Here is a 22,537-nt window from a genome sequence, read left to right as displayed (position 1 = left end):
CAGGATATGGCCGCGGCGGGCCGCTCAGCCCTTCTCCAGGTACTCCTCCCGCTCCTCGCTGAGCAGGGCGTCGAGCGCGGTGCGCAGGCCGGGGTGGCCGGAGAGGTCGGGGTCGGCGAGGACGAGGGCGGTGGCCTCCTCCCGGGCGGCGGCGATGACCTCCTCGTCCTCGATGACGGCGAGCACCCGCAGGGAGGAGCGGACGCCGGACTGGGCCTGGCCGAGGACGTCGCCCTCGCGCCGCTGTTCGAGGTCGATGCGGGAGAGCTCGAAGCCGTCGAGGGTGGTGGCGACGGCGTTCAGCCGCTGCCGGGCGGGGCTCGCCTCGGGCATCTCGCTGACGAGGAGGCAGAGACCGGGGGCGGAGCCCCGGCCGACGCGGCCGCGCAGCTGGTGGAGCTGGGAGACGCCGAAGCGGTCGGCGTCCATGATCACCATGGCGGTGGCGTTGGGCACGTTGACGCCGACCTCGATGACCGTGGTGGCGACGAGGACGTCGAGCTCGCCCGCGGCGAAGCGGCGCATGACGTCGTCCTTGTCGTCCGGGTGCATGCGGCCGTGCAGGACGGCGATCCGCAGGCCCGCGAGGGGGCCGGTGCGGAGCTTCTCGGCGACGTCGAGGACGGCGAGCGGCGGGCGCTTCTCGGCCTCGTCCTCGGGGGACGCCTTGGCCTTCTTCTTCTGGTCCTCCTCGTCGCCGATGCGGGGGCAGACGACGTACGCCTGGTGTCCGTTCCCCACCTCCTCGCGGACCCGCTCCCACGCGCGCGCGAGGAAGTGCGGCTTGTCGGCGGCGGGGACGACGTGGCTGGCGATCGGCGAGCGGCCGGCGGGCAGCTGGTCGAGTACGGAGGTCTCCAGGTCGCCGAAGACGGTCATGGCGACCGTGCGCGGGATGGGGGTGGCGGTCATGACGAGGAGGTGCGGGGGCTGCTTGCCCTTGCCGCGCAGCGCGTCGCGCTGCTCGACGCCGAAGCGGTGCTGCTCGTCGACGACGACCAGGCCGAGGTCGTGGAACTGGACCTTGTCCTCGATCAGCGCGTGCGTGCCGATGACGATGCCGGCCTCGCCGGTGACCAGGTCGAGCAGGGCCTGGCGGCGGGCGGCGGCGCCCATGGAGCCGGTGAGCAGGACGACCTTGGTGGCGCGCTCGGCGCCGCCGAGCATGCCCCCTTCGGCGAGCTCGCCCATCATCTCGGTGACGGAGCGGTGGTGCTGCTGGGCGAGGACCTCGGTGGGGGCGAGCATCGCGGCCTGCCCGCCGGAGTCGACGACGGCGAGCATGGCGCGCAGCGCGACCATCGTCTTCCCGCTTCCGACCTCGCCCTGGAGGAGGCGGTGCATGGGGTGTTCGGTGGCGAGGTCGTCGAAGATCTCCTGGGAGACCTTCGTCTGGCCGTCGGTGAGGGTGAAGGGCAGCTTGGCGTCGAAGGCGTCGAGGATGCCGTCGGGGGCCGGTCGCCGGGCGACGGCGGGCAGTTGGGTGTCGGCGTGCCGGCGGCGGGCGAGGGCGACCTGGAGGACGAAGGCCTCGTCCCACTTGAGCCGCTGGCGGGCGTCGGCGATGTCCGCTTTGGTACGGGGGCGGTGGATCATCCGCAGGGCGTCGGGCAGCTCGGTGAGGCCGCGGCCCTCGCGCAGGGCGGGCGGCAGCGGGTCGACGGCGTCACCGGCGCTGGGCAGGACGGCGTCGACGGCCTTGGCGATCTTCCAGGACTCCAGCTTGGCGGTGGCCGGGTAGATCGGGATGAGGGCTCCCGCCCATGTGTCCACGGCCTCGTCGGCGTCGCCGCGGAGCAACTCGTAGGAGGGGTGGGCGAGCTGGAGGCGCCGGTTGAAGAGCGAGGCCTTGCCGGCGAACATCGCGCGGGTGCCGGGCAGCAGGTCCTTGTGCGGCTTGTGGACGCCCTTGCCGAAGAAGACCAGCTGCACCCGGCCGCTGCCGTCGGTGATGGTCACCTCGAGGCGCTGGCCGCGCCCCTTGGAGCCGTTGAAGGTCAGCACCCGGGCGTCGGCGACCTGTGCGACCACCGTGACGTGCTCGTCGAGCGGGAGGTCGGAGAGGGTGGTCAGCTCCCCGCGCTCGGCGTACCGGCGGGGGTAGTGGTGGAGGAGGTCCCCGACCGTGTGCAGGTCGAGCGCCTCGGCCATGACCTTGGCGGTGGCGGGGCCGAGGGCCTTCTTGAGTGGTTCGTCGAGCGCGGGCACGTCCTCCATTGAAGACCACGGGACCGACAGTCGTGCCGAAGCCTGTGGACGACCGTCGGGTTCGGGGCCTATTCCACTCCGATGAGCAGGGGCGGTGCCCCCGCGCCCGCGTGGTACGTGGTGGTGTCGACGGCCAGGTAGCCGCGCCGGACGTGGCCCTCCAGGTCGGGGGCGAGTCCGGGCGGGGTGTCGTCGGCGACGACGAGGGTGACGAGTTCGCCGCCGGCCGAGAGCATGCGGTCCAGGACGGTGCGGGCGGTCTCGGTCAGGTCCTTGCCGATGACGGCGACGTCGCCCTCGATGAGGCCGAGGACGTCGCCGGCCTGGCAGACGCCGGCCGAGGTGAAGGAGCGGCGTTCGGCGACGGCGAGTTCGGCGTAGCGGGTGGCTCCGGCGGCGGCCGTCATGGCGACGACGTCCTCGTCGAAGCGCCGGTCGGGTTCGTGGACGGCGAGGGCGGCGATGCCCTGGACGGCGGCCCGGGTCGGGATGAGGGCGACGCGGATGCCCTCGGCCCTGGCTCGTTCGGCGGCGGCGGCCGCGGTCTGGCGCAGTTCGGTGTCGTTGGGCAGGAGGACGACCTCGCGCGCGTGGGCCCGTCGGATCGCCTCCAGGAGTTCGTCGTCGGCGGGCGGTTCGCCGGGCCTGCTGCGGACGGTGGTGGCGCCGGCCTCGGCGCAGAGTCCGGCGAGGCCCTCGCCGGGGACGACGGCGACGACGGCGCGCTGGGCGCGTTCCGCGCGTCCGGCGCCGGTCGGCTTCGCGGCCGCCGCGTCGGCCGCGAAGTGGGTGATGCGGATGCGGTGGGGCCGGCCGGCCTCGACGCCGGCCTCGACGGCGGCGCCCGCGTCGTCGACGTGGACGTGGACGTTCCACAGCCCGTCGCCGCCGACGACGACGAGGGAGTCGCCGAGGGCGTCGAGCCGGGCCCGCAGCAGCTCCACGGCGGCGTCCTCGGCCTCCAGGAGGTAGATCACCTCGTAGGCGGGCCCGGCCTCGCCGTCGCAGGTCAGGGCATGGGCGGCCGGTACGGCCCGTACGTCCCCGAGGATCCGCACCCCGCTCGTCGCGGTCTCCGCGGGGTCCGGCGTCCGGCCGCCCACGGTCTCGACGAGCGCTCCGAGGACGGCGACCAGGCCGCGTCCGCCGGCGTCCACGACCCCGGCCCGGCCGAGGACGGCGAGCTGGCCGGGGGTCGCCTCCAGGGCGGTCCTGGCCCCGTCGTGGGCCCGGGTGGCGACCTCCAGGAGGGTGCCGCCGCCCGCGCAGCCCGCGGCGGCCGCCGCGGCCACGGTGAGGACGGTGCCCTCCACGGGGTGGGCGACGGCCTGCCGGGCGGCGGCGGCCGCCTCGGCCAGGGCGCGGGCGAGGTGATCACCGTCACGTCCTTCGGCGAGGACGGCGGCCATGCCGCGCAGGAGCTGGGCGAGGATGGTGCCGGAGTTGCCCCGGGCGCCGAGCAGGGCGCCGTGGGCCATGGCCCGTACGGTCTCGGCGGTGTCGGGGGCGGAGGCGGCGAAGACGGCTTCGACGGCCTGGCAGGCGGCCTCGGCCGTCAGGTACAGGTTGGTGCCGGTGTCCCCGTCCGCGACCGGGTAGACGTTGATCGCGTCGATCTCCTCGCGCTCCCGTCCGAGGGCGTCGAGGGCCCGTGCGCACCAGGTCCGGACCGCTTCGGCGTCGAGCTCGACGAGCTCCTCGTCAGGCTGAAGGGCTCGCGACAACGGGGGGTCCTCCTTCGGCGGTGAGCTCACCGCAGGGTAGACCCGGGGTGGCCCGCTCGTGACCTGGGCCCGGGGCGAGGTCCGCGGAGACCGTGGTAGTTTCGTTCCACCGAGGCAGGCGTTGTATGCTGCTTCGGTTGCCCGGTTCAAACCGGGCCGTTCCCCGGCAAGCCACTTCAGACTCCTGATTCCGGTGCGCCGGATTTCACTGTAAATCTGAAGTCTTTGGAGTGACCCGTGGCTGCCAACTGCGACGTCTGCGGCAAGGGGCCGGGCTTCGGCAACAACATTTCGCACTCGCACCGCCGTACGTCCCGTCGCTGGAACCCGAACATCCAGCGCGTGCGTGCCGTGGTCGGTCGGACGCCGAAGCGGCTCAACGTCTGCACCTCGTGCATCAAGGCCGGCAAGGTCTCGCGCTAATTGCGACGTTCCGTCGTAGCGCAGCCCCTGCGGTTGCCTTGAGAGGCCGGTCCACCTCGGTGGACCGGCCTCTTGCCATGCCCGGAAACATGCCCGGAGACCGGTAGGACCCCTCAGGCCCGGAAGCGCCAGCCGTGGTCGACCGGCCCGATGCCCGCGCCCAGGGCGAAGCCGTCGGCGATGGCCCCCGTCACGTACTCCTTCGCCTGCCGCACCGCCTCCGGCACCGCCAGGCCCTTGGCGAGCCCGGAGGCGATCGCCGAGGCGAGCGTGCAGCCCGTCCCGTGGGTGTGCCGGTTGTCGTGGCGCGGGGCGCGCAGCCAGTGCTCCTCGGTGCCGTCCGTGAGCAGGTCCACGGCCTCCCGACCGGTGGGCAGGTGCCCGCCCTTGATCAGGACCCAGCGCGGTCCGTACGACAGGACCGCCTCGGCCGCGGTCCGCATGTCGCTCTCGTACACGACGTGCACGCCCGTGAGCTGCGCCACCTCGTCCAGGTTCGGCGTGGCGACGGTCGCCCCGGGCAGCAGCCGTCGGCGTACGGAGTCGAGCGCGGTCTCCGCGAGCAGCGGGTCGCCGTGCTTGGAGACGCCGACCGGGTCGACGACGACGGGGGCGCCGGTGTCCGCGAGGAGTTCGGCGACGGTCTCCACGAGTGCGGCGGAGGCGAGCATGCCGGTCTTCACGGCCTGGACGCCGATGTCGTCGACGACGGCCCGGTACTGGGCGCGCACGGCCTCCACGGGGAGCTCCCAGACGCCCTGGACGCCCCGGGAGTTCTGGGCGGTGACGGCGGTGAGCACGCTCATGCCGTGGACGCCGAGCGCGAGCATCGTCTTCAGGTCGGCCTGGATGCCGGCACCGCCGCCGGAGTCGGATCCGGCGACGGTGAGGACCAGGGGGGGATTCACTCCGTCTCTCCGAAGTGGTCCCAGCCGCCCACGCTGTGCCAGGGCGCGCCGTCCACGGTGACCTGCGGCAGCGCCGAGGGGTGGAGGACCTCTCCGATGACCTTCCAGCGGGCGGGCAGCTTCACGTCCGGCGGGAAGGTGGCCACGATGGCGTGGTCCTCTCCCCCGGTGAGCACCCACTGCATGGGATCGACGCCGACGGCCTGGCCGATGTCGTTCATCTGGGTCGGGATGTCGATGAGTCCCGAGCGCAGGTCGATGCGGACCTTGCTGGCCTCGGCGATGTGCCCGAGGTCGGCGATGAGGCCGTCGCTGACGTCGCACATGGCGGTGGCGCCGAGCCCGGCGGCGGCCGGTCCCGCGTGGTACGGCGGTTCGGGCCTGCGGTGGGCCTCGACGAAGGCGCGCGGGGAGCGGAAGCCGCGGGAGAGGACCGCGTATCCGGCGGCGGACCAGCCGAGCCAGCCGGTGTAGGCGACGACGTCGCCGGGCTGGGCGCCGCCGCGGGTGACCGGGTCGTGGTTGCGGAGGTCACCGAGGGCGGTGATGGAGACCATGATCGTGTCGCCGCGGACGACGTCGCCGCCGACCACCGCGGCGCCCGCGACCTGACATTCGTCGCGCAGCCCGTCCATGAGTTCCGTGGGCCAGGTGACGGGGAGTTCGGCGGGGACGACGAGGCCGAGGAGGAGCGCGGTGGGGACCGCGCCCATGGCGGCGATGTCGGCGAGGTTCTGCGCGGCGGCCTTGCGGCCGACGTCGTAGGCCGTCGACCAGTCGCGGCGGAAGTGACGTCCTTCGAGCAGGATGTCCGTGCTGGCCACCACGCGCCGGTCGGGGGCGGAGACGACCGCGGCGTCGTCGCCGGGCCCGATCCGTACCGCCGGGGTGGAGGTGAGCCGGGACGTGAGCTCTCTGATGAGCCCGAACTCTCCCAGCTCTCCTACTGTGCCCTTCACCGCGTCTCACCTCGTGTCTTCGTGCCGGCCGGCGGGCGGGGGCGCGTCTGGGCGCGCCGTGGGTCGCGGGCCGTCACCGTGCTGGGTACCGTCAAGTAGACCGTCAACTTCTGTCCTGCGTACGCCACACCCCGAGCGCCTCCGGACGCGCGGGTCTCCCCGTGGCCCGCGGCGACGCGGTACCGTGGCGTCCCTTTCTCCCACAAGATCCTCGTGGTCGCCCTGGAGGTTCCGTGGTTCAGGCGTACATCCTCATCCAGACCGAGGTGGGCAAGGCGTCGACCGTCGCCGACACCATCTCCAAGATCCCGGGGGTCATCCAGGCAGAAGACGTCACAGGACCGTACGACGTGATCGTGCGCGCGCAGGCGGACACCGTCGACGAGCTGGGCCGCATGGTGGTCGCCAAGGTCCAGCAAGTGGACGGCATCACGCGCACCCTCACCTGCCCGGTCGTTCATCTGTAGCCCCCGTCTACGCTTGGCCGGTGACGTCTTCCCACCGGCCCTTCGGCCTGCCCGCCGCCGTCGCGGCCGCCGTCCTGCTGTCGGCCGCCGCCGGCTGTTCCTCACCGGACGCCGCGGCGTCCGTCGTGGTCCCGAGCCCGCCGGCGGAGGAGGCCGCCTTCTGCCAGGCGCTGGCGAAGGAGCTTCCCGACACCGTGGCGGGTCTGGCGCGGAGTGACCCGGAGCCCGGCTCCGAGTTGACCGCCGGGTGGGGTGACGGTGCGATCGTACTGCGCTGCGGGGTCCCCCGGCCCGAAAAGATGAGCGACCCGAAGTCGCAGGGCGTCTCCGCGAACGGCGTGCGCTGGATGCTGGAGCAGCGCGAGGGCGACGGGCCCCGTTTCACCTCGGTGTACCGCAGGACGTACGTCGAGGTGACGCTGGACGAGCGGTACGCGCACGACGTCGGCCCGCTCACGGATCTCGCGGGACCCGTGGAGCGGACCGTCCCGTGCGCCCTGGAGCCGGCGTGCGGGTGACCGCGCCCCGGCACCCCCGGCCCCGGTTCGTCTAGCGCAGGCCCGTGGAGCGGGTCAGCGCGGCCTGGACGAGCCGGTCGACGAGCTCGGGGTAGCTCACGCCGCTCTCCTGCCACATGCGCGGGTACATGGAGATGGGCGTGAAGCCCGGCATGGTGTTGATCTCGTTGATGACGAAGTCGCCGTCCTCGGTGAGGAAGAAGTCGGCGCGGACCAGGCCCTCGCAGGACACGGCCTCGTAGGCGGCGACGGCGAGGCGCTGGACCTCGGCGGTGGCCTCGTCCCCGATGGGGGCGGGCACGATGCCGGAGGCCGAGTCGATGTACTTGGCCTCGAAGTCGTAGAAGTCGTGGTCGGTGACCGGCGGGATCTCGGCCGGGACGCTGGCGCGCGGGCCGTCCTCGAACTCCAGGACGCCGCACTCGATCTCGCGGCCGCGCAGCAGCGACTCGACGAGGATCTTGGGGTCGTGGCGGCGGGCCTCCTCGATGGCCCCGTCCAGGCCGGAGAGGTCGTCGACCTTGGTGATGCCCATGGAGGAGCCGCCGCGGGCCGGCTTCACGAAGAGCGGCCAGCCGTGCTCGGCGGCGAACTCGACGATCTTCTTGCGGGCGGCGGCGGGGCTCTGCTCCCACTCGCGCGGCCGGATGACCTCGTACGGGCCGACGGGGAGGCCGAAGGAGACGAAGACCCGCTTCATGTACTCCTTGTCCTGGCCGACGGCGGAGGCGAGGACGCCCGCGCCGACGTAGGGGACGCCGGAGAGCTCCAGGAGGCCCTGGAGGGTGCCGTCCTCGCCGTAGGGGCCGTGGAGCACGGGGAAGACCACGTCGACCTCGCCGAGGGCCTTGGGGACCTGTCCCGGCTCGGTGAGGACGACCTCGCGGTTGGCGGGGTCGACGGAGAGGACGACGCCGCCCTCCTCGGACTCGGCCAGTTCGGCGACGTCGGGCAGCTTCCGGTCGGTGATGGCCATCCGCTCGGGGGCGTCGGCGGTGAGCGCCCAGCGCCCGTCCGTCGTGATGCCGATGGGCAGCACGTCGTACTTGTCCCGGTCGATGGCGCTCAGGACGGCGCCCGCCGTGACGACGGAGATGGCGTGCTCGGAGCTGCGGCCGCCGAAGACGACGGCCACGCGCGGCTTGCGGGGGCTCTGGGTGTTCTCGCTCATATCGCGATGAGCGTACCTTGCGGCTCCCGAACTGCTGAGCGCCCCGCTCGCACGCGCGCGTACGGCTCACACGGCCGGGCTCAGCGGCGTTCGGGCTTGGCCGAGCGCGACATGAGCTCCTTGAGGGCGACGACGGGCGGCTTTCCGTCGTGGACGATCGAGACGACGGTCTCGGTGATGGGCATGTCGACGCCGTGGCGGCGGGCCAGATCGAGCACGGACTCGCAGGACTTGACGCCCTCGGCGGTCTGCTTGGTGGCCGCGATGGTCTCCTGGAGGGTCATTCCCCGGCCGAGGTTGGTGCCGAAGGTGTTGTTCCGGGAGAGCGGCGAGGAGCAGGTGGCGACGAGGTCGCCGAGGCCCGCGAGGCCGGAGAAGGTGAGCGGGTCGGCGCCCATGGCGAGGCCGAGGCGGGTGGTCTCGGCGAGGCCGCGGGTGATGAGCGTGGCCTTGGAGTTGTCGCCGAGGCCCATGCCGTTGGCGATGCCGACGGCGAGGCCGATGACGTTCTTGACGGCGCCGCCGAGTTCGCAGCCCACCACGTCGGTGTTGGTGTACGGGCGGAAGTACGGGGTCATGCAGGCGGTCTGGAGTCGCTGGGCGACCGTCTCGTCGGAGCAGGCGACGACGGCGGCGGCGGGCTGCCGGGCGGCGATCTCCTTGGCCAGGTTGGGGCCGGTGAGGACGGCCACGCGGTCGGCGGGCACGTCGGCGACCTCGGTGATCACCTCGCTCATCCGCTTGGCGGTGCCGAGTTCGACGCCCTTCATCAGGGAGACGAGGACGGTGTCGGGGGCGAGCACCGGCCGCCAGGCGGCGAGGTTGCCGCGCAGGGTCTGGGAGGGGACGACGAGGACGGTGAAGTCGGCGTCCGCGGCGGCCTCGGCCGGGTCCGCGGTGGCCGTGATGCCCCGCGGGAGTTCGACGCCCGGCAGGTAGTCGGGGTTGACCCGGCCGGCGTTGATCTCCTTGGCGAGTTCGGCGCGGCGGCCCCAGAGGCTCACCTCGCAGCCCGCGTCGGCGAGCACCATGGCGAAGGCGGTGCCCCAGGATCCGTTGCCGAAGACGGCTGCCTTGGTCACTTGGTGCCCTCCCCGGCGGCCTCGGCGGCCTTGCGGCGCTGCTCCAGGCGGGCCTTGCGGTGGTCGTACGGCTCGGCGGGCGCCTTCTCGCCGCGGACCTCCTCCAGGAGGGCGGTGATGGCGGCCATGATGACCTCGGTGGCCTCGCGCAGGACCTCGGGCGTCGGCTCCAGGCCGTCGAAGCGGGAGAGGTCGACGGGCGGTCCCGCCTGCACGATCAGCGTCTTGCGGGGGAACAGGCGGAGCTTGTTCTCCTTGGCGTACGGCGGCATCGCGAGGTTGGCGCCCCACTGGGCCACCGGGATGACGGGGACCCGGGTCATCAGCGCGACGCGGGCGGCGCCGGTCTTGCCGGCCATGGGCCACATCTCGGGGTCGCGGGTGAGGGTGCCCTCCGGGTAGAAGGCGACGCACTCGCCGCGCTCGATGGCGTCGACGGCGGCGCGGAAGGCGTCGAGCGCGTTGGTCGTCTCGCGGTAGACGGGGATCTGGCCGGTGTTGCGGAGCATCATGGCGACGAAGCCGCCCTTGAAGAGTCCGGCCTTGGCGAGGAAGCGCGGGACCCGGCCGGTGTTGTACTGGTAGTGCGCGTAGGACAGCGGGTCCAGGTAGGAGTTGTGGTTGACCGCGGTGATGAAACCGCCGTCGGCCGGAATGTGCTCCATACCGCGCCAGTCCCGCTTGAACAGAACCACCAGGGGGGGTTTGGCGATGACCGCCGCGAGGCGGTACCAGAAGCCGATTCTGCGGCGGGGCACTCGGACACCTTTCTCCGGGACTGGCTGGCAGGGGGTCAAGTGTCGCCCCATGCTCCTGGTCTGTCGAGTGACACCGTACGCCCCGGGACCTCCGGTGGACCGCGTGGGCGGGACAGAATGGCCCCGATGAAGACGCTGCCCCCGATGCGCACCGGCGCCGACGACGGCTGGTCCCTGGTCGTCCCCCTGAAGCCCCTCGCCCTGGCCAAGAGCAGGCTGGCGGCCGCGGCGGGCGCGTGGCTGCGTCCCCGGCTCGCGCTGGCGTTCGCCGAGGACACCGTGGAGGCGGTGCTGAACTGCGCGCGCGTGCGGGATGTGGCGGTCGTCACGGACGATCCGGTGGCCGGCGCGGCGCTCGCGGCGCTGGGGGCCCGGATCGTGCCGGACTTTCCGGCGGCGGGGCTCAACGCGGCGCTGGCGCACGGGGCGCGGGCCGTGCGTTCCGGGCGGCCGCACGCGCGCGTGGCGGCGCTCAACGCGGACCTCCCGGCGCTGCGGCCCGCGGAGCTGACCCGGGTCCTGGACGCGGCCGGAAATTTTCCGAGGGCATTTCTCGCGGATGCCGCCGAAATAGGTACGACATTCCTCTCGGCGGCGCCGGGGGCGGAATTGGAACCGGCATTCGGGGGCGCGTCGAGGCTGCGGCATTTGTCTTCGGGGGCGGCCGAAATCCGGCTCGCCGGGGTGGATTCCGTACGCCGGGACGTGGACACCGGGGAGGATCTGGCGGCGGCGCTGGCGCTGGGGCTCGGTCCGCGGACGGCCGCCCGGTGGGCGATGGCGGCCGGATAGGCTGCGGTCCATGCAGGCGACCGCGTTCATGTACGACCCCGAGACCCGCAGCGGCAGTGTGCTGCTCGACGACGGCACCCCCGTGGAGTTCGGGGCGGAGGCCTTCGAGGCGGGCGGGCTGCGGTTGCTGCGGCCGGGGCAGCGGGTGCGGATCGAGGCCGAGCCCGGCACGTCGGGCGCGGGGCTCCGGATCACCCTGGTGACGCTGCAGACCTTCTGAGACGCCCGATCAGACCTTCCGGGACGCTTGACCAGACCTTCCGGGACGCCTGATCGGGCGTTCGGACGCGCCGCGGGCCGGGCTCCCGGAGGGGAGCCCGGCCCGGCGGGTCGGTACCGCGCGTCCTACTTCTTGGCGGCGGTCTTCTTGGCGGTCGTCTTGCGCGCCGTCGTCTTCTTGGCGGGCGCCTTCGTCGCCGTGGCCTTCTTCGCGGCCGGCGCGGTCTTCTTGGCGGTGGCCTTGGTCGCCTTCTTCGCGGTGGCGGCCGTGGTGGTCTTCTTGGCGGCGGCGGTGGTCTTCTTCGCCGCGCCCGTCGTGGTCTTCTTCGCGGGCGTCGCCTTCTTCGCGGTGGCGGCCGTGGTGGTCTTCTTGGCGGCGGCGGTGGTCTTCTTCGTCGCGGCCGTGGTGGCCTTCTTCGCCGGGGTCGCCTTCTTCGCGGCGGCCTTCTTGGCGGTGGTGGCCTTCTTGGCGGCGGCCTTCTTCACGGTCGCGGAGGCGCCACCGGTGAGGCTGCCCTTGGGGGCCTTCTTGACGGAGACCTCGCCGCCCTTGGGGAGCTTCTTCGAGCCGCTGACCAGGTCCTTGAAGCCCTGACCTGCACGGAAGCGCGGGACGGAGGTCTTCTTGACCCGGACGCGCTCACCCGTCTGCGGGTTGCGGGCGTAGCGGGCCGGCCGGTCGACCTTCTCGAACGAGCCGAAACCGGTGACCGAGACCCGGTCACCGGCCACCACGGCACGCACGATGGCGTCGAGCACGTGGTCGACGGCTTCGGCGGCCTGCTGACGACCGCCCATCTTGTCGGCAATCGCTTCTACGAGCTGCGCCTTGTTCACGTCTTCCCCTTCGGAGACATTGCCAGAACGAAAGTGTTCAAGCTTTTTCGCACGTTAGGCATGTATATACCGCAAATCAAACACGAAACGGTCTAATCACCCTAGTGCCGCAACGCGGAAGTTCCGTTGCGGAGTTCCTGGTGTCAGTCGTCCTCTGGGAATCGGCCCTCATCGAGGTCCTTCATCAACCGGTCGAGACGCGTGGCCGCGTCCTTGAGATCGTGCTTCGCCGCTGCCGTGACGACCAGCAGCTTCCGGGACAGCGCCATCCTTACGCCCTCCGGGACTTGCAGTGAGCGCACCCTTGTGTGCGCTTCCTTCAATCGGGCGGCGACTGCCTCGTAGAGCTCGAGTTGGCTGTCGCGTTCCATGCACAGATTGTGCCATCTAGGGCGAGTTGTCGCCCGACGGGGTCTCAACAAGCGACTGCGCCCCCCACCGGTCGGTGGGGGGCGCAGTCTTGGAAAAGCGCTGCTCAGACCGTAATTGTACGGGGCTTGAAGGCCGGTCGAGCAGCCTCGTAGGCAGCGATGTCCGCTTCGTTCTGAAGGGTGAGGCTGATGTCGTCGAGGCCGTTGAGCAGTCGCCAGCGGGCGTTCTCGTCGAGCTCGAAGTCGGCCTCGATCCCGGCGGCCAGGACCTTGCGGGCCTCCAGGTCGACGGTGACCTCGGCGGTCGGGTCGGCCTCGGTCAGCTCCCAGAGGGCGTCCACCGTCTCCTGCGGGAGGACGACGGTCAGCAGGCCGTTCTTCAGCGAGTTGCCGCGGAAGATGTCGGCGAAGCGGGAGGAGATGACCGCCTGGAAGCCGTAGTTCTGGAGCGCCCAGACGGCGTGCTCGCGGGAGGAGCCGGTGCCGAAGTCGGGGCCGGCGACCAGGACCGTGGCGCCCTGCCGCTCGGGGCGGTTGAGGACGAACTCGGAGTCCTTGCGCCAGGCCTCGAAGAGGCCGTCCTCGAAGCCGTCGCGGGTGACCTTCTTCAGCCAGTGCGCCGGGATGATCTGGTCGGTGTCGACGTTGCTGCGGCGCAGCGGGACGGCCCGGCCGGTGTGCGTGGTGAAAGCTTCCATGGTTCCTCAGACCCCCGCGGTGGTGGCGACGTCGGACAGATCGGCCGGGGAGGCCAGGTGGCCCAGGACGGCGGTGGCGGCGGCGACCTGGGGGGAGACCAGGTGGGTGCGGCCGCCCTTGCCCTGCCGGCCCTCGAAGTTGCGGTTGGAGGTGGACGCGGAGCGCTCACCGGGGGCCAGTTGGTCGGGGTTCATGCCCAGGCACATCGAGCAGCCCGCGTGCCGCCATTCGGCGCCGGCCTCCTTGAAGACCTTGTCCAGGCCCTCCTCGACGGCCTGCAGGGCGACCCGGACCGAGCCGGGGACGACCAGCATGCGGACGCCGTCGGCGACCTTGCGGCCCTCCAGGAGGGAGGCCGCGTTGCGCAGGTCCTCGATGCGGCCGTTGGTGCAGGAGCCTACGAAGACGGTGTCGACCTTGATGTCGCGCAGCGGCTGCCCGGCGGTCAACCCCATGTACTCCAGGGCCTTTTCGGCGGCGAGGCGCTCCGAAGCGTCTTCGTACGAAGCCGGGTCGGGGACGTTCGCCGAAAGCGGCGCGCCCTGGCCCGGGTTGGTGCCCCAGGTGACGAACGGCGCCAGCGCGGCGGCGTCGATGACGACCTCGGCGTCGAAGACCGCGTCCTCGTCGGACTTCAGGGTCTTCCAGTACGCGACGGCGGCGTCCCAGTCCTCGCCCTCGGGGGCATGGGCGCGGCCCTTCAGGTAGGCGAAGGTGGTCTCGTCGGGGGCGATCATGCCCGCGCGGGCGCCGGCCTCGATCGACATGTTGCAGATGGTCATCCGGGCCTCCATCGAGAGCTTCTCGATGGCGGAGCCGCGGTACTCCAGGATGTAGCCCTGGCCGCCGCCGGTGCCGATCTTCGCGATGATCGCCAGGATCAGGTCCTTGGCGGTGACGTCCTCGGGCAGCTCGCCGTCGACCGTGATCGCCATGGTCTTGGGGCGGGCCAGCGGCAGCGTCTGGGTGGCGAGCACGTGCTCCACCTGGCTGGTGCCGATGCCGAAGGCCAGCGCGCCGAAGGCGCCGTGCGTGGAGGTGTGCGAGTCGCCGCAGACCACGGTGGTGCCGGGCTGGGTCAGGCCCAGCTGGGGGCCCACGACGTGGACGACGCCCTGCTCGACGTCGCCGAGCGGGTGCAGCCGGACGCCGAATTCGGCACAGTTCTTGCGGAGGGTCTCCAGCTGGGCGCGGGAGACCGGGTCGGCGATCGGCTTGTCGATGTCGAGGGTCGGAGTGTTGTGGTCCTCGGTGGCGATGGTGAGGTCGAGGCGCCGCACCTGCCGGCCGTTCTGCCGGAGACCGTCGAAGGCCTGGGGGCTGGTCACCTCGTGCAGCAGGTGCAGATCGATGAAGAGGAGGTCGGGCTCGCCCTCGGCGCGCCGGACGACGTGGTCGTCCCAGACCTTCTCCGCGAGTGTCCTACCCATCGCTTTCCCTCCGGCCGACGTCTACGCCGACACAACTAGAGACCCGTTTCGCGGGCCGTTGTGCGGCCGCATCACCAGGGTCACAGGTTCCGAGAAAAATTGAACTTGCGTTTCACAGAGTGAGACGCGAATATCGTTGCATGGACAACTCTAGCGGCGTAGGCGTTCTCGACAAGGCAGCCCTTGTCCTGAGCGCCCTGGAGTCCGGTCCGGCCACCCTCGCAGGACTGGTCGCGGCGACGGGACTCGCACGACCCACGGCACATCGTCTCGCCGTGGCACTGGAACACCACCGGATGGTGGCGCGCGACATGCAGGGCCGGTTCATCCTCGGACCGCGCCTGGCGGAGCTCGCCGCCGCGGCCGGCGAGGACCGCCTGCTCGCGACCGCGGGCCCCGTTCTGACGCATCTGCGCGACGTCACCGGCGAGAGCGCCCAGCTCTACCGGCGCCAGGGCGACATGCGCATCTGCGTGGCGGCGGCCGAGCGGCTCTCGGGTCTGCGGGACACCGTCCCGGTCGGCTCGACGCTGACCATGAAGGCCGGCTCGTCCGCGCAGATCCTGATGGCCTGGGAGGAGCCCGAGCGGCTGCACCGCGGCCTCCAGGGCGCCCGCTTCACGGCGACGGCCCTGTCGGGCGTACGGCGCCGCGGCTGGGCCCAGTCGATCGGCGAGCGGGAGCCGGGCGTGGCGTCCGTCTCCGCGCCCGTACGCGGCCCCTCGAACCGCGTGGTGGCCGCCGTCTCGGTCTCGGGTCCCATCGAGCGTCTGACGCGCCACCCGGGCCGTATGCACGCCCAGGCGGTCATCGACGCCGCCGCCCGTCTCTCCGAGGCGCTCCGCCGCAACGGCTGATCTTCCCTCTTCACCTGTACGTTTCCGGCCCACCGCTCCAACGCCGCAGCGGTGGGCCGGAGTTGTGCGCGCGATGCCGAACAGCGAAGAAGCCCTCCCCCGAAGGGAAGGGCTTCTTCGTCTTGTACCCCCGACCGGATTCGAACCGGCGCTACCGCCTTGAGAGGGCGGCGTGCTAGGCCGCTACACAACGGGGGCAAGATCTTGCGTCCACGCGACGGATCGCCTGGATTTACTGCGCTGGCCTACCTGGACTCGAACCAAGACTAACTGAACCAGAATCAGTCGTGCTGCCAATTACACCATAGGCCACTGGTGGTTTAGACCAGTTGGTACCCCCGACCGGATTCGAACCGGCGCTACCGCCTTGAGAGGGCGGCGTGCTAGGCCGCTACACAACGGGGGCCCTAGCGATCCTGCATCGAGATCACAGGGAGCTACCCAGGTGATCACGCGGGAAGGATCTGTACCCCCGACCGGATTCGAACCGGCGCTACCGCCTTGAGAGGGCGGCGTGCTAGGCCGCTACACAACGGGGGCTTGTGGATGCCATCCACAGGTGCAGATGAGCTCTGCGAGCTGGCCTACCTGGACTCGAACCAAGACTAACTGAACCAGAATCAGTCGTGCTGCCAATTACACCATAGGCCACCGGAACTTGATCACTTCGAGAAGGGATCCCGCTCGGCTTGCGCTTCCGGGGCTTTCCGGCCTTTCGGCCCGTTCCCCTCGGCGCAGAAAGAACATTACCCGAAGGTGGACGGTGCTCCAAAACGCGTATCCGCACGCAGCAGCGCGGGCAGCTGACGGAGGTCGGTGATCCGGGTCAGCTCGGGTCTCCCGCCGGTCCCCGCGCGGTCCAGCCAGATCCCCCTCAGGCCCGCCTCCACGGCGCCCCGGGCATCGATGTCCGGCTGGTCCCCGACGTACGCCACCTGGTGGGGGCGCAGGTCAAGGGCGGTGCAGGCGGCGTGGAAGGCCTCCGGGGCCGGCTTGGCCACCCCCAGCTCGGCTGCGCACACCACGGCCTCGAAGCGGTCCCGTACGCCCAGCGTCCGGAGCTTGTGCTCCTGGTTGTGGATGCTGGAGTTGGACAGCACTCCGTGGCGGTAGTCCCGGGCCAGCAGGTCGAGGACGGGCACGGTGTCGGGGAAGAGCTCCCAGGCGGCCTCGTAGTGGACCACGTACCGGTCGAACCAGTCGTCGGCCTCGGCGGCGGTGAGCGCCGGCCGCCCGAGGAAGTCCCGCACCCGGCCGCGCCGCTGGTCCCGGAAGTCCCCGCCCTCGGCCTCGAACCGGCGCCAGTGCAGCTCCGTGAGCTCCTTCCAGCGCCGCAGGGCCTCCTCGACGGAACCCCAGGCGTCCAGCAGCCCTTCGGCGGCGAGATGCGCCCGCATCCCGGTCCGGTCCGCGCTCGCGTAGTCGAAGATCGTGTCGTCGATGTCCCAGAGCACCGCGCGGATGGCCATGGAGACGACGGTACCCCCGCCCGCGGGCGCGGGACGGGGGTACCGGTGCGTAGTCGTACGGCGCGGATCAGCCGGCGAGCTTCGCCAGGGTCGCGTCGATGCGGGCCAGGGTCTTCTCCTTGCCCAGGATCTCCAGGGACTCGAAGAGCGGCAGGCCGACCGTGCGGCCGGTGACGGCGACGCGGACCGGGGCCTGCGCCTTGCCGAGCTTGAGGCCGTGGGCCTCGCCGGCGGCCAGGACGGCGTTCTTGAGGGACTCGGGGTCGCTCCAGTCGGCCGCTTCGAGCTTCTCGCGGGCCGTGGTGAGCAGGGCCGCGGGCTCGCCCTTCATGGCCTTGTCCCACGAGGGCTGGTCGAAGACCGGCTCGGGCAGGAAGAGGAAGTCCACGTTGGCGGTGATGTCCGAGAGGACGGTCAGGCGGGTCTGGGCGTGCGGCGCGATGGCCTCCCAGGCGGCCTGGTCGAAGTCCTCCGGCGCCCAGGGGGCGTGCGGGGCCCGGAGCCAGGGCTCGCAGGCCTCGGCGAAGGCCTTCACGTTCAGCATCCGGATGTGGTCGGCGTTGATCGACTCGGCCTTCTTGAGGTCGAAGCGCGCCGGGTTGGCGTTGACGTCGGCGATGTCGAACTTCTCGACCATCTCGGGGACGGTGAAGAGGTCCCGGTCGGCCGAGAAGGACCAGCCGAGGAGCGACAGGTAGTTCAGCAGGCCCGAGGGGAGGAAGCCGCGCTCCCGGTAGAGGTTGAGGGAGGCCTGCGGGTCGCGCTTGGAGAGCTTCTTGTTGCCCTCGCCCATCACGTACGGCAGGTGGCCGAAGGAGGGGATCTCCTTGGCGACGCCCAGCTCGATCAGCGCCTTGTAGAGCGCGATCTGGCGCGGGGTGGAGGAGAGCAGGTCCTCGCCGCGCAGGACGTGGGTGATCTCCATCAGGGCGTCGTCGACCGGGTTGACCAGGGTGTAGAGCGGGGCGCCGTTGGCCCGGAGGATGCCGTAGTCCGGGACGTTGTCCGGGGTGAAGGTGAGCTCGCCGCGGACCAGGTCGGTGAAGGTGATCGGCTCGTCCGGCATCTTGAAGCGGACGATCGACTCGCGGCCCTCGGCGCGGTAGCGCTCGATGCGCTCGTCGCTCAGGTTGCGGCAGGTGCCGTCGTAGCCGGAGGGCTTGCCGGCCAGGCGGGCGGCGTCACGACGGGCCTCCAGCTCCACGGCGGTGCAGAAGCAGTGGTACGCGTAGCCGCCGGCGAGCAGCTTGTCGGCGACGTCCTTGTAGATGTCCATCCGCTGCGACTGGCGGTACGGCTCGTGGGGGCCGCCCACCTCCGGGCCCTCGTCCCAGTCGAGGCCGAGCCACTTCAGCGAGTCGAGGAGCTGGTTGTACGACTCCTCGGAGTCGCGCGCAGCGTCGGTGTCCTCGATGCGGAAGACCATGGTGCCCTGGTTGTGCCGGGCGAAGGCCCAGTTGAAGAGGGCGGTGCGGACCAGGCCCACGTGGGGGTTGCCGGTCGGCGAGGGACAGAAACGGACGCGGATGTTCGCGTTAGCCACGCTTGATCACCTTATTGGTGAGAGTGCCGATGCCTTCGATGGTGACGGCGACCTCGTCGCCGACGTTGAGGGGGCCGACTCCGGCGGGGGTGCCGGTGAGGATGACGTCGCCGGGGAGCAGCGTCATGGCCTCGGTGATGTGGACGACCAGGTCCTCGATGGAGCGGATCATGTCGCTCGTACGACCGAGCTGGCGCTGTTCGCCGTTGACCGTGGCCTGGACGGTCAGGTCGCTCGGGTCGAGGTCGGTCTCCACCCAGGGGCCCAGGGGGCAACTCGTGTCGAAGCCCTTGGCGCGGGCCCACTGCTTCTCGCGCTGCTGGGCGTCGCGGGCGGTCACGTCGTTGGCGCAGGTGTAGCCGAAGATCACGTCCTTGACGCGCTCCCGGGGCACCTCTCGGCACATGCGGCCGATCACCACGGCCAGTTCGGCCTCGTGGTGCAGCTCGTTGGAGAAGGAGGGGTACTCGATGGCGTCGCCGGGGCCGATCACCGAGGTGGTGGGCTTGAAGAAGGCGACGGGGACGTCGGGGACCTCGTTGCCGAGTTCGGCGGCGTGCTCGGCGTAGTTGCGGCCGATGGCCACGACCTTGTTGGGGAGCACGGGCGGCAGGAGCCGTACCTTGCTCAGCGGGACCTTGGTGCCGCTGAGCTCGAAGTCGGTGTACGGGATGCCCTTGATGATGTCGAGGACGAGGCCGCCGGACTCGACGGTTCCCTCGCCCTCGACGGCGCCGAAGGCCACATTGCCGTCGATGGAGAATCTGGCGATGCGCACGAGTGCTGTCGCCCCTCACTTGGTACTGGCTGGAGTCTGACGCTCCAGGCTAACGCGGCGAGGGGCGGCCGACCGGCGATATCACCGGCGCCGATGCGGGGAGCCGGGGGCGGGCCCGGTCCGGGGGACGGGCCCTGGCGTCCCCGGGGCGCTAGCGCGTCGCGGAGGCGTACGGCTGGGGCTCGTAGGGGGCGGGGGCCTGCATCAGGATGGTGCGGCGCGGGTTGGCCGTGTTGCCGGGCAGCTCCACCGAGTACTCCGGCTGGGCGCCCCGGCCGAGCTCTGCGGCGTCCGAGAGGTGGACGAGGGTGGAACGGCGGGGGTTGGCCGTGGTGCGGAGCGTCGTCGTCTTCATCGCGGTGATCAGACCTTGTTCCGGGAGAGGCGCCCGTACGGGCGCGAAGGGGTGTAAAGCGTCAGGCTAAACATGCGATTCCCTTCGAATGCATGGCTGAGACATCGATTTGGGTGTGAGTTTGCTCACCACACGCGTTACATTCCGGGCATTACGGACCGTCCCCGGTCACCACGGAAAGGGACATTCCCCCATTGAATGAGCTATTCCGCTCCTGATCATGTCGACTGGGACACACGGGGATGCCCGGCCATTGGGGCGGAAAAGTCCGAATCCTCCGTGATCATCTTCTACATGGGGTGACACACCGTGCACGCGTTGTCATGCCCCTCCCGCCACGACACGCGGCCCTTGTTGGAGATCCGGCACTGTGCTGGAATTCCACGCACCGCCGCGGGTTTCAAGCCGGCGCGCAGGGGCGCAACGCAGCGCCGGCCGAGTGGCGGGAAAGGGGGAACTGCGCCGGTCACCGACGACCACCTGGGGTGCCCACGCACCCCGATCGACGCCGACACCGTCCTCTCCGTTCATCCGGAAGGACGCCTGGTCCAGAGGTTGCGACGCTAGTGCAGGGACGTTTCAAGAGGGATGGCTCGGGGTCTCCCCAGGCCCGCCAGGGCCGAGCGGATGCTCCGGCGGAGCAGGAACCGCGTGCCGGGACCGACCGCGGTCCCTCGGCCCCGCACACCCCGAACCAGGGTCAGGGACCGTCCGGCGACGGCGGTGAGGGCGGCAGGCGCGCGAGCGCCGCGGCCACGTCCGCCGAGCCGTCCGCCACCGCCCCCAAGGCCCGGGCCGAGAACGAGGTCGGCCCCCGAATAGCCCTGCGCAACTGGCGCATCTCCACGCGCCTCGTCGCGCTCCTCACCCTCCCCGTGGTCGCGGCGACCACCCTGGGCGGCATCCGCATCAGCGACTCGCTCCAGGACATGGAGCAGCTCGACCACATGCAGCTGCTCACCAAGCTGACCCGAGAGGCCACGGGCCTGGCCCAGGCCCTGCAGGCCGAGCGCGACCTGTCCGCCGGCCCGCTGGCCAACGGCCGCCCGGCCAGCGACTACCAGGTCGCCAACCCGCGCCGGAAGACGGACCGCGAGTACAAGGCCTTCCTGGAGGCCACCGAGGACATCCCGGCCACCGAGGGCGACGAGGCGCTGCGCAGCATCCGCCAGAACGTCAGCCAGATCGCCTCGCAGGTCACCGAGCTCCACTCCATTCGGAGCAGCGCCTACGAGAAGGGCGTCTCGCACTCGGTGACGGTCGAGGCGTACAGCCGCCTCATCCGCTCGCTCCTCAGCCTGTCCCAGGACATGGCGCAGGCGACCAGCAACCCCGAGATGATCAAGCGGACCCGCGCGCTCGCCGCGTTCTCGTCCGCCAAGGAGTACGCCTCCATCCAGCAGGCGATCATCGCGGCCGCGCTTCCCGCGAGCGACCGGACCTCCGGCAAGCTCCAGCAGGGCGACCGCCTCTACGGCGAGGCCGCCCTCAACAGTGAGGGCGTCGAGCTCAAGTCCTTCCAGGCGATCTACGAGTCGACCGGCGGCGACGCCGCCGAGCGGACCGAGGCGCTGAACAGCGGCGACCCGTCGATCAACGCCGCGAACAAGTACGCCGAGCGCGTGCTGAACGCGGACAACGCGATGCCGGACAGCCCCAACAAGCGCGGCTACCTGAACTTCACCGACGAGTACAGCACCAAGATCTCCGCCATGAACCGCATCGAGGCGGGTCTGCTCGGCGACATGGAGACGATGGCCCGTGAGCTGAAGCAGGAGTCGCAGCGCGACGCCATCATCAACGGTGCCCTGATCCTCCTCGTCCTCGGCGTCTCGCTCATCGGCGCCTTCGTCGTGGCCCGGTCCATGATCCGCTCGCTGCGCCGGCTGCAGGACACCGCGACCAAGGTCGCCCAGGACCGCCTGCCCGAGCTCGTCAAGCAGCTCTCCGAGTCCGACCCGCAGGACGTCGACACCTCCGTCGAGTCCGTCGGTGTGCACTCCCGCGACGAGATCGGCCAGGTGGCCGCGGCCTTCGACGACGTGCACCGCGAGGCGGTCCGCCTCGCCGCCGAGCAGGCCCTCCTCCGGGGCAACGTCAACGCGATGTTCACCAACCTCTCGCGCCGTTCCCAGGGCCTCATCCAGCGCCAGCTCTCGCTCATCTCCGAGCTGGAGTCCCGCGAGGCCGACCCGGACCAGCTCTCCTCGCTGTTCAAGCTCGACCACCTCGCGACCCGTATGCGCCGGAACGGCGAGAACCTCCTCGTCCTCGCCGGCGAGGAGCCGGGCCGTCGCTGGACCCGTCCGGTCCCGCTGGTCGACGTCCTCCGTGCCGCCGCCTCCGAGGTGGAGCAGTACGAGCGCATCGAACTGGCCGCGGTCCCCGCGACCGAGGTCGCCGGCCGCGTCGTCAACGACCTCGTGCACCTCCTCGCCGAGCTGCTCGAGAACGCCACCTCGTTCTCCTCCCCGCAGACCAAGGTCCGGGTCACCGGTCACGCCCTGCCCGACGGCCGCGTGCTCGTCGAGATCCACGACACCGGCATCGGCCTCTCCCCCGAGGACCTCGCCGCGATCAACGAGCGGCTCGCCTCGCCGCCCACCGTGGACGTCTCCGTCTCCCGCCGCATGGGTCTGTTCGTGGTCGGCCGCCTGTCCCTGCGACACGGCATCCGGATCCAGCTGCGCCCGTCCGACTCGGGCGGCACCACCGCGCTCGTCATGCTCCCCGTCGACGTCGCCCAGGGCGGCAAGAAGCCCATGCCCAAGCCGGGCGCGGGCGGTCAGGGCGCGATGCCGCAGGGCGCCTCGGCCCCCGGCGGCCGTCTCCCCGGCGGCCCCGGCGCGGCCGGTGGTCCCGGCGGCGGACGTCCGGGCCAGGGCGGTGCCCCGTCCTCGGCGGCCGGCCGCCTCGGCGCCGGTGCCGGTGCCGCGCGCGGTCAGGTCGGTGCGAGCGGTCCCCGGGCC

General features: G+C 71.3%; 22 protein-coding genes and 5 tRNA genes. 7 read left to right on the top strand and 20 right to left on the bottom strand.

Features of this window, described 5'->3' with window-relative positions:
• Positions 1 to 24: 24 nt before the first annotated feature.
• Together recG and ABZ318_RS28035 are read right to left on the bottom strand one after the other, a co-directional pair.
• The gene (gene recG / locus ABZ318_RS28040) at positions 25 to 2,217 is read right to left on the bottom strand and encodes an ATP-dependent DNA helicase RecG (protein ID WP_356905252.1); all 2,193 of its coding nucleotides are present in this window, start codon (positions 2,215 to 2,217) and stop codon (positions 25 to 27) included.
• Between the two features lie 59 nt (positions 2,218 to 2,276).
• On the bottom strand, positions 2,277 to 3,932 hold the full coding sequence (locus ABZ318_RS28035) for a DAK2 domain-containing protein (RefSeq protein WP_356905251.1): 1,656 nt from the start codon (positions 3,930 to 3,932) through the stop codon (positions 2,277 to 2,279).
• Positions 3,933 to 4,169: 237 nt separating this feature from the next.
• Between ABZ318_RS28035 and rpmB the strand changes: the two genes are divergently transcribed.
• Positions 4,170 to 4,355 carry a 50S ribosomal protein L28 gene (rpmB, locus tag ABZ318_RS28030; RefSeq protein ID WP_003957616.1) on the top strand — a complete coding sequence of 62 codons (186 nt, stop codon included), beginning with the start codon at positions 4,170 to 4,172 and terminating at the stop codon, positions 4,353 to 4,355.
• 113 nt (positions 4,356 to 4,468) lie between these two features.
• Here the strand turns inward: rpmB and thiD are convergent, their stop codons facing one another.
• Together thiD and ABZ318_RS28020 are read right to left on the bottom strand one after the other, a co-directional pair.
• The gene (thiD, locus tag ABZ318_RS28025) at positions 4,469 to 5,263 is read right to left on the bottom strand and encodes a bifunctional hydroxymethylpyrimidine kinase/phosphomethylpyrimidine kinase (RefSeq protein WP_356905250.1); all 795 of its coding nucleotides are present in this window, start codon (positions 5,261 to 5,263) and stop codon (positions 4,469 to 4,471) included.
• Positions 5,260 to 6,222, bottom strand: a complete 963-nt coding sequence (locus ABZ318_RS28020) for a thiamine-phosphate kinase (protein WP_116158650.1) — start codon at positions 6,220 to 6,222, stop codon at positions 5,260 to 5,262. Before ABZ318_RS28020 ends, thiD begins: the two co-directional genes overlap by 4 nt.
• A 233-nt stretch (positions 6,223 to 6,455) precedes the next feature.
• On the opposite strand from ABZ318_RS28020, the gene ABZ318_RS28015 reads away from it, so the two are divergent.
• Both ABZ318_RS28015 and ABZ318_RS28010 read left to right on the top strand, forming a co-directional pair.
• Positions 6,456 to 6,689: an Lrp/AsnC ligand binding domain-containing protein gene (locus tag ABZ318_RS28015; RefSeq protein WP_017947604.1), complete on the top strand. Its 234-nt coding sequence runs from the start codon at positions 6,456 to 6,458 to the stop codon at positions 6,687 to 6,689.
• Positions 6,690 to 6,709: 20 nt separating this feature from the next.
• Positions 6,710 to 7,207, top strand: a complete 498-nt coding sequence (locus ABZ318_RS28010) for a DUF3515 domain-containing protein (protein ID WP_356905249.1) — start codon at positions 6,710 to 6,712, stop codon at positions 7,205 to 7,207.
• A 31-nt stretch (positions 7,208 to 7,238) separates the two neighbouring features.
• On the opposite strand, the gene ABZ318_RS28005 is transcribed toward ABZ318_RS28010, so the two are convergent.
• The 3 genes from ABZ318_RS28005 to ABZ318_RS27995 all read right to left on the bottom strand — a co-directional run bounded on the left by ABZ318_RS28005 (position 7,239) and on the right by ABZ318_RS27995 (position 10,218).
• Entirely contained in the window at positions 7,239 to 8,378 is a 1,140-nt protein-coding gene (locus ABZ318_RS28005; RefSeq protein ID WP_356905248.1) for a D-alanine--D-alanine ligase family protein, read from the bottom strand.
• A gap of 80 nt (positions 8,379 to 8,458) precedes the next feature.
• Entirely contained in the window at positions 8,459 to 9,460 is a 1,002-nt protein-coding gene (locus ABZ318_RS28000) for an NAD(P)H-dependent glycerol-3-phosphate dehydrogenase (protein ID WP_356905247.1), read from the bottom strand.
• On the bottom strand, positions 9,457 to 10,218 hold the full coding sequence (locus ABZ318_RS27995; RefSeq protein ID WP_356905246.1) for a lysophospholipid acyltransferase family protein: 762 nt from the start codon (positions 10,216 to 10,218) through the stop codon (positions 9,457 to 9,459). The genes ABZ318_RS28000 and ABZ318_RS27995 overlap by 4 nt, the downstream gene beginning before the upstream one ends.
• 126 nt (positions 10,219 to 10,344) lie before the next feature.
• Between ABZ318_RS27995 and cofC the strand changes: the two genes are divergently transcribed.
• On the top strand, positions 10,345 to 11,010 hold the full coding sequence (cofC, locus tag ABZ318_RS27990; RefSeq protein WP_356905245.1) for a 2-phospho-L-lactate guanylyltransferase: 666 nt from the start codon (positions 10,345 to 10,347) through the stop codon (positions 11,008 to 11,010).
• Between the two features lie 10 nt (positions 11,011 to 11,020).
• Positions 11,021 to 11,230 (top strand): hypothetical protein, encoded by a 210-nt coding sequence (locus ABZ318_RS27985; RefSeq protein ID WP_356905244.1) that lies wholly within the window; start codon positions 11,021 to 11,023, stop codon positions 11,228 to 11,230.
• Positions 11,231 to 11,355: 125 nt separating this feature from the next.
• Here ABZ318_RS27985 and ABZ318_RS27980 read toward each other — a convergent pair whose 3' ends face one another.
• The 4 genes from ABZ318_RS27980 to leuC form a co-directional block, all read right to left on the bottom strand.
• On the bottom strand, positions 11,356 to 12,066 hold the full coding sequence (locus ABZ318_RS27980) for an HU family DNA-binding protein (RefSeq protein WP_356905243.1): 711 nt from the start codon (positions 12,064 to 12,066) through the stop codon (positions 11,356 to 11,358).
• A gap of 143 nt (positions 12,067 to 12,209) precedes the next feature.
• Positions 12,210 to 12,437 carry a hypothetical protein gene (locus tag ABZ318_RS27975; RefSeq protein ID WP_015036430.1) on the bottom strand — a complete coding sequence of 76 codons (228 nt, stop codon included), beginning with the start codon at positions 12,435 to 12,437 and terminating at the stop codon, positions 12,210 to 12,212.
• Between the two features lie 104 nt (positions 12,438 to 12,541).
• The gene (gene leuD / locus ABZ318_RS27970; RefSeq protein WP_356905242.1) at positions 12,542 to 13,135 is read right to left on the bottom strand and encodes a 3-isopropylmalate dehydratase small subunit; all 594 of its coding nucleotides are present in this window, start codon (positions 13,133 to 13,135) and stop codon (positions 12,542 to 12,544) included.
• Positions 13,136 to 13,141: 6 nt separating this feature from the next.
• The gene (leuC, locus tag ABZ318_RS27965) at positions 13,142 to 14,566 is read right to left on the bottom strand and encodes a 3-isopropylmalate dehydratase large subunit (RefSeq protein WP_030690682.1); all 1,425 of its coding nucleotides are present in this window, start codon (positions 14,564 to 14,566) and stop codon (positions 13,142 to 13,144) included.
• A 140-nt stretch (positions 14,567 to 14,706) separates the two neighbouring features.
• Here leuC and ndgR point away from each other — a divergent pair, with 140 nt between their 5' ends.
• Entirely contained in the window at positions 14,707 to 15,423 is a 717-nt protein-coding gene (gene ndgR / locus ABZ318_RS27960; RefSeq protein WP_005311436.1) for an IclR family transcriptional regulator NdgR, read from the top strand.
• 125 nt (positions 15,424 to 15,548) lie between these two features.
• On the opposite strand, the gene ABZ318_RS27955 is transcribed toward ndgR, so the two are convergent.
• From ABZ318_RS27955 to ABZ318_RS27915, 9 genes are all read right to left on the bottom strand, one after another.
• Positions 15,549 to 15,621 (bottom strand) — tRNA-Glu (locus tag ABZ318_RS27955).
• 42 nt (positions 15,622 to 15,663) lie between these two features.
• Positions 15,664 to 15,735: transfer RNA gene (locus ABZ318_RS27950), tRNA-Gln, on the bottom strand.
• Between the two features lie 18 nt (positions 15,736 to 15,753).
• Positions 15,754 to 15,829, bottom strand: a tRNA-Glu gene (locus ABZ318_RS27945).
• A 61-nt stretch (positions 15,830 to 15,890) separates the two neighbouring features.
• Positions 15,891 to 15,963: transfer RNA gene (locus ABZ318_RS27940), tRNA-Glu, on the bottom strand.
• Between the two features lie 39 nt (positions 15,964 to 16,002).
• A tRNA-Gln gene (locus ABZ318_RS27935) sits at positions 16,003 to 16,074 on the bottom strand.
• Positions 16,075 to 16,169: 95 nt separating this feature from the next.
• On the bottom strand, positions 16,170 to 16,892 hold the full coding sequence (locus tag ABZ318_RS27930; RefSeq protein ID WP_356905241.1) for an HAD family hydrolase: 723 nt from the start codon (positions 16,890 to 16,892) through the stop codon (positions 16,170 to 16,172).
• 67 nt (positions 16,893 to 16,959) lie between these two features.
• A complete protein-coding gene (gltX, locus tag ABZ318_RS27925; protein WP_356905240.1) occupies positions 16,960 to 18,435 on the bottom strand; it encodes a glutamate--tRNA ligase in 1,476 nt (491 codons plus the stop codon).
• Positions 18,428 to 19,213, bottom strand: coding sequence for a fumarylacetoacetate hydrolase family protein (locus tag ABZ318_RS27920; protein WP_356905239.1), 786 nt, complete (start codon positions 19,211 to 19,213; stop codon positions 18,428 to 18,430). The genes gltX and ABZ318_RS27920 overlap by 8 nt, the downstream gene beginning before the upstream one ends.
• 151 nt (positions 19,214 to 19,364) lie before the next feature.
• Positions 19,365 to 19,568 (bottom strand): hypothetical protein, encoded by a 204-nt coding sequence (locus ABZ318_RS27915; RefSeq protein WP_356905238.1) that lies wholly within the window; start codon positions 19,566 to 19,568, stop codon positions 19,365 to 19,367.
• 566 nt (positions 19,569 to 20,134) lie between these two features.
• Here ABZ318_RS27915 and ABZ318_RS27910 point away from each other — a divergent pair.
• Positions 20,135 to 22,537 (top strand): nitrate- and nitrite sensing domain-containing protein (locus ABZ318_RS27910; RefSeq protein ID WP_356905237.1); only part of this gene is annotated, 2,403 nt, incomplete at its 3' end.

The sequence above is a fragment of the Streptomyces sp. NPDC006197 genome (genome assembly GCF_040613865.1).
Lineage (GTDB): Bacteria > Actinomycetota > Actinomycetes > Streptomycetales > Streptomycetaceae > Streptomyces.
This window is presented reverse-complemented; position numbering and strand designations above follow the sequence as displayed.

Excerpts from the sequence above, each read along its gene's own strand:
- recG (WP_356905252.1), bottom strand. The coding sequence starts at position 2,217 with ATGGAGGACGTGCCCGCGCTCGACGAACCACTCAAGAAGGCCCTCGGC.
- ABZ318_RS28005 (WP_356905248.1), bottom strand. The coding sequence starts at position 8,378 with ATGAGCGAGAACACCCAGAGCCCCCGCAAGCCGCGCGTGGCCGTCGTC.
- cofC (WP_356905245.1), top strand. The coding sequence starts at position 10,345 with ATGAAGACGCTGCCCCCGATGCGCACCGGCGCCGACGACGGCTGGTCC.
- ABZ318_RS27985 (WP_356905244.1), top strand. The coding sequence starts at position 11,021 with ATGCAGGCGACCGCGTTCATGTACGACCCCGAGACCCGCAGCGGCAGT.
- ABZ318_RS27975 (WP_015036430.1), bottom strand. The coding sequence starts at position 12,437 with ATGGAACGCGACAGCCAACTCGAGCTCTACGAGGCAGTCGCCGCCCGA.
- leuD (WP_356905242.1), bottom strand. The coding sequence starts at position 13,135 with ATGGAAGCTTTCACCACGCACACCGGCCGGGCCGTCCCGCTGCGCCGC.
- leuC (WP_030690682.1), bottom strand. The coding sequence starts at position 14,566 with ATGGGTAGGACACTCGCGGAGAAGGTCTGGGACGACCACGTCGTCCGG.
- ndgR (WP_005311436.1), top strand. The coding sequence starts at position 14,707 with ATGGACAACTCTAGCGGCGTAGGCGTTCTCGACAAGGCAGCCCTTGTC.
- ABZ318_RS27930 (WP_356905241.1), bottom strand. The coding sequence starts at position 16,892 with ATGGCCATCCGCGCGGTGCTCTGGGACATCGACGACACGATCTTCGAC.
- ABZ318_RS27915 (WP_356905238.1), bottom strand. The coding sequence starts at position 19,568 with ATGAAGACGACGACGCTCCGCACCACGGCCAACCCCCGCCGTTCCACC.